Consider the following 4,875-nt stretch of genomic DNA (forward strand, 5'->3'; position numbering starts at 1 on the left):
TGGTCCGGGGCGGGGGTGGGTTTTCACCGGTTAGGGGGCGGGTGTGTGGCCGGGCGGTTACCCCCCGGCCGTACCACTCACGACCGTTAGCGGGAGGCGAGGACCTTGCGCGGGGTGCGCTTGCGGGCGGGGATGCGGACGGTGCCGAGTGCCGAGTGCACGGCGGACTCCGCGAGCGCGGCGAGTTCGTGGCGGTCGACCGCGCGGCCTGGCGCGATCTCCGGGCAGATGAACAGCTCCAGCACCAGCCCGCGCAGCGCGGCGACGCGGTTCAGCGAGGCGATGAGCGACTCGGGCCCGATGAACGCAGGGCGGCTCGTCTCGCGGCCGTCGGCGAGACGGAAGCGCAACGCGACCGGCCGCACCGGCACACCGCCGTCGATGGCGGCCTGGAAGGTCGCCGTCGTGAAGCGGCCCGAAGCGAGGCCGCACCAGGTCGTGCCTTCGGGCGTCACACTCACCAGAGATCCGGAACGCAGGGCCTCGGCGAGTTCGGCCATGGTGCCCGGAAGCGTCGAAAGCCGTTCCCGGTCAAGGAAGATACTGCCGCCCCGGCGGACCAGGGTGCCCAGCAGCGGCCAGGAGGCGATCTCCTTCTTGGCGAGTGCGCGCATCGGGCGGACCGCGTTGATCGCGACGATGTCGAGCCACGAGATGTGATTGTTGACCACCAGCGCGCCACGGCCGGACGCGAAATCGTCGGCGCCGTGCACGAGCAGTCGGACGCCGAACGCGCGCAGCACGCCACGGAAGATCAGGCGCACCAGGCGTTCGCGGGCGAAGCCGCGCAGCGCGAACATCACCGGGGCGGCCAGCAGCGCGAGCAGTAGCACGCCGATCGCGCCGCCGAACCGGAAGATCCGGCGCGGCAGTGAGACCGTCGGCTCGCCTTCGGTGAGGCAGCCGTCGCCACACGGCGAGGTGGGCATCCAGGCGTGCCTCACTGGACACCCAGGAAGAACTTGAGGTAGCGCTCGTCGATCTTCTGCAGGTCGAGCAGCACGAAGAAGTCGGCGACCCCGAAGTCCGCGTCGAGCGCGGGCGGGCCGCACACCTGGGCGCCGAGCCGCACGTAGCCCTTGATCAACGGCGGCAGCACGGACCGGGCCGGGCGCTCGACATCGTCAGGGTTCCACGGGTGCAGCGGCGAGACGCGCAGCGACTCCGACGAGAAGTGCTTGGTGCGCAACACATCCCAGACACCGGCGGCATAGCTGCCACCGTCCACGAGCGGGACGGAGGCGCAGCCGGCGAGGTAGCGGTGGCCGGACAGGAGCATGTAGCGCGCGATGCCCGCCCACACCAGGCTGACGACGGCGCCGCTGCGGTGGTCGGGGTGCACGCACGAGCGGCCGGTCTCGACCAGAGAGGAGCGCATGCCCGAAAGCGCGGTCAGGTCGAACTCGCTGTCCGAGTACAACTGTCCGGCTGAGACGGCCCGGTCGGGCGGCAGCATCCGGTAGGTGCCGACGATCTCGCCGGTGTTGTCGTCACGGACGACCAGGTGGTCACAGAACTCGTCGAACCGGTCCACGTCGAGCCCGTCGACGAGCGAGTTGAGCGTGGCGCCCATCTCCTCGGCGAAGACGTGGTGGCGAAGTCTTTGCGCGGCAAGAACTTCGGCGTTGTCGTTGGCTACGAGAAGTGAATACCGGGGCGCATCGGCCGGGAGCTCGACACCCGCCTGATCAGTGCTGACGAGTAGCTGTGACGACGTCATGCCATAGGTGTACGCCTGGCTTAGAAACAGCTGAGAGAGCGATCCGATGTCCGGTCAATGCACTTCGGGTTAATTGCCGGTACTTGATAAAGGAAATGGGGCGGTCCCGTTAAGGAACCGCCCCATCCAGGTGAACAGCGCAGGTCTAGCCCTTGCGGGCGGTCACCGCTTCGGTCAGCTGCGGCGCGACGTTGAACAGGTCGCCCACCACGCCGAAGTCGGCGATCTCGAAGATCGGCGCCTCCGCGTCCTTGTTGACCGCGATGATCGTCTTCGAGGTCTGCATGCCGGCGCGGTGCTGGATCGCGCCGGAGATGCCGAGCGCGATGTACAGCTGCGGCGAGACCGTCTTACCGGTCTGGCCGACCTGGAACTGCGCCGGGTAGTAGCCCGAGTCGACGGCCGCGCGCGACGCGCCGACAGCGGCACCGAGCGAGTCGGCCAGCTTCTCGACGACGTCGAACTTCTCCGCCGAACCGACACCGCGGCCACCGGAGACGACGATGGACGCCTCGGTCAGCTCGGGACGGTCGCCGCCGACCAGCGGCTCGACGCCGACGATCTTGGCGGACTTGGCCGCGTCGATCGCGGGCAGCTCGACGGTTTCCTCGGCCGCGGCGCCCTCCGCGGGCTCCGCCTCGACGCCACCGGGGCGCACCGAGATGATCGGGGTGCCCTTGGCGGCTTTGGCCTTCACCGAGAACGCGCCACCGAAGATGGACTGCTCGACGGTGCCGTCGGAGTTGACGCCGACGACGTCGATGAGCAGACCGGAGTCCAGGCGCGCGGCGAGGCGGCCCGACACCTCCTTGCCCTCGGCGGTCGCGGCGACGAGCACGGCGGCAGGGGAAGCCTGCTGCGCCAGCACGTGCAGCGCGTCGACCTTCGGGGTCACCAGGTACGAGGCGGCCTCATCGGACTCCGCTACGTAGACCTTGGCGGCGCCGTAAGCGGCGAGCTGCTCCTTCACCTTTCCGGCGGTACCGGGCGAACCCACGACCACCGCGGACGGCTCACCGAGCGCGCGAGCGGCGGTCAGCAGCTCGAGGGTGACCTTCTTGACCGCGCCGTCAGCGTGGTCGACGAGAACGAGAACTTCAGCCATGTTTTGTCAACTCCCTCAGATGAGCTTCTGACCGACGAGGTACTCGGCGACCTTGGTGCCGCCGTCGCCTTCGTCCTCGACCCGCTGCCCCGCGGTGCGCGGCGGCTTCGGCGAGGCTTCGACGACAGAGGACCACGCGTTGCCGAGGCCGACCTCGCCGGCGTCGACACCGAGGTCGGCGACGGAGAGCGTTTCGACCGGCTTCTTCTTGGCGGCCATGATGCCCTTGAAGGACGGGTATCGCGGCTCGTTGATCTTCTCGGTCACGGAGACCAGCGCGGGCAGGCTCGCCTCGAGGTGCGTGAGGCCCTCGTCCGCGGTCTCGCGCTTGACCTTGACGGTGGTGCCGTCGACGGACAGCTCACGCGCGTGGGTCAGCTGCGGCAGGCCGAGCAGCTCGGCGACGATCGCCGGGACGGCGCCACCGCGGCCGTCGGAGGCCTCGTTACCGGCGATGACCAGGTCGACGCCCTCGATCTTGCGGATCGCGGCGGCGATGACCTTGGCCGTGGCCAGCAGGTCGGAGCCGTGCAGCGCGTCGTCGGTGACGTGGATGGCCTTGTCCGCGCCCATGGAGAGGGCCTTGCGGATGGCGTCGGTGGCGCGCGACGGGCCGACGGCGAGCACGGTGACTTCGCCTTCACCGGCTTCCTTGATCTTGAGCGCCTCCTCGACGGCGCGCTCGTTGATCTCGTCGAGCACCGCGTCGGCGGACTCACGGTCGAGGGTGTGGTCGGATTCGGAGAGCTTGCGCTCCGAATAGGTGTCAGGCACCTGCTTGACCAGGACAACGATGTTCGTCATGGGTCTTCTTCGACCTCCCGCTATTACGAAGCTCTACTTCGGCGAAGGTTATGGCCTTTGACGCCTGCTGGGAGCCCCTAGGTGACCTCATTCACCCCTAAGCGCTGTTTACCGGGACCATCGTCCCAATAGTTTCCGAGTACCACCCAACGGAACCGATCCGGTAACCCGGTTGGCCCAACACTGGGCTACACGGAGTAGGCCGTCAGGGGTTAACCTCCGTGCCCATGCCCGCCCACGTCGCCGTGATCACGGACTCCACCGCTTGCCTACCCGAACACCTGGCCGCCCAGTGGGGCGTCGCCGTCGTGCAGGTCCAACTGCAGGTCGGGGCCACTATGGACGACGAGCACCGGATCGGCAGACAGGACTTGATCGACGCCATGAAGGCGGGAACGCCGGTCACGACGGCGCCGCCGGACACCGGCGCGTTCTTCTGGGCGTTCCAGGAAGCCGCGAGCTCCGGCGCGAGCTCGGTGGTCAGTATCCATCTGTCGGGACGGATGTCCGCGACCGTCCAAGCCGCCCGCGAAGCCGCGCAGCAGGTACGCATCCCCGTCCACGTGCTGGACAGCCAGACGACCGGGATGAGCCTCGGCTTCGCCGCGATCTCGGCCGCGCGCGCCGCCGGCGCGGGCGCGCAGGCGCGTCGTGTCATCGACGCCGCGGAGCAGCGCTTCCGCACCAGCACGGAGTTCATCTACGTCGACACCCTCGAATACCTGCGCCGAGGCGGCCGGATCGGCGGCGCGCAGGCGTGGATCGGCACGAAGTTCGCCATCAAGCCCGTGCTGACCGTGCGCGGCGGCGAAGTGGCGCCACTGGCCCGCGTTCCCGGTGCGCGACGGGCGATCTCGAAGATGACCGATCTGGCCATCGCCGCCGCCGGCAGCCAGCCGGTGGACATCGCGGTCACCCGCTTCGGCTCGGACGAGCGCTTCGCCGAACTGTCCGCAGACCTGGTAAAACGCATCCCGAACGTGCACGAGAGCCATCTCGTCGAGGCCAGCGCGATCATCGGCGCGCACGTCGGGCCCGGCGCGCTGGGCATCACCGTTTCGCCCGTTGGCGGCTAGGGCGTGTCTCGTGGATCTTGTGCGTGGGAGTCGTGATCCGGGTGGTCGCTGGCGGTACCGCGAGGTCACCCTCGTACCACCGGGTAAACCGGTGTTATAACGGGGGCCCCCCCCCCCCCCCCCGCGCCGCTAAACAGTTCAAAAAAAACACCAACCCCCCCAAACACCCC

At 68.8% G+C, this 4,875-nt stretch carries 5 protein-coding genes; 1 reads left to right on the top strand and 4 read right to left on the bottom strand.

Annotation, left to right across the window (positions count from 1 at the left end; translation table 11 throughout):
- Positions 1-86: 86 nt before the first annotated feature.
- From ACFV15_RS10130 to ACFV15_RS10145, 4 genes are all read right to left on the bottom strand, one after another.
- Positions 87-944: a lysophospholipid acyltransferase family protein gene (locus ACFV15_RS10130; protein WP_378349862.1), complete on the bottom strand. Its 858-nt coding sequence runs from the start codon at positions 942-944 to the stop codon at positions 87-89.
- Complete coding sequence (locus ACFV15_RS10135; RefSeq protein ID WP_378349863.1) at positions 941-1,720, bottom strand: GNAT family N-acetyltransferase; 780 nt, start codon at positions 1,718-1,720, stop codon at positions 941-943. The genes ACFV15_RS10130 and ACFV15_RS10135 overlap by 4 nt, the downstream gene beginning before the upstream one ends.
- A 145-nt stretch (positions 1,721-1,865) precedes the next feature.
- A complete protein-coding gene (locus ACFV15_RS10140; RefSeq protein WP_378349864.1) occupies positions 1,866-2,825 on the bottom strand; it encodes an electron transfer flavoprotein subunit alpha/FixB family protein in 960 nt (319 codons plus the stop codon).
- A gap of 15 nt (positions 2,826-2,840) precedes the next feature.
- A complete protein-coding gene (locus tag ACFV15_RS10145) occupies positions 2,841-3,629 on the bottom strand; it encodes an electron transfer flavoprotein subunit beta/FixA family protein (RefSeq protein ID WP_378349865.1) in 789 nt (262 codons plus the stop codon).
- A 227-nt stretch (positions 3,630-3,856) separates the two neighbouring features.
- Here ACFV15_RS10145 and ACFV15_RS10150 point away from each other — a divergent pair, with 227 nt between their 5' ends.
- The gene (locus tag ACFV15_RS10150) at positions 3,857-4,705 is read left to right on the top strand and encodes a DegV family protein (protein WP_378349866.1); all 849 of its coding nucleotides are present in this window, start codon (positions 3,857-3,859) and stop codon (positions 4,703-4,705) included.
- Positions 4,706-4,875 lie beyond the last annotated feature (170 nt).

It is taken from the genome of Amycolatopsis sp. NPDC059657 (genome assembly GCF_042734395.1).
In the GTDB taxonomy this organism is placed as follows: Bacteria; Actinomycetota; Actinomycetes; order Mycobacteriales; family Pseudonocardiaceae; genus Amycolatopsis.

Coding starts and splice junctions, on each gene's coding strand:
- ACFV15_RS10150 (WP_378349866.1), top strand. CDS start 3,857: ATGCCCGCCCACGTCGCCGTGATCACGGACTCCACCGCTTGCCTACCC.
- ACFV15_RS10135 (WP_378349863.1), bottom strand. CDS start 1,720: ATGACGTCGTCACAGCTACTCGTCAGCACTGATCAGGCGGGTGTCGAG.
- ACFV15_RS10140 (WP_378349864.1), bottom strand. CDS start 2,825: ATGGCTGAAGTTCTCGTTCTCGTCGACCACGCTGACGGCGCGGTCAAG.
- ACFV15_RS10145 (WP_378349865.1), bottom strand. CDS start 3,629: ATGACGAACATCGTTGTCCTGGTCAAGCAGGTGCCTGACACCTATTCG.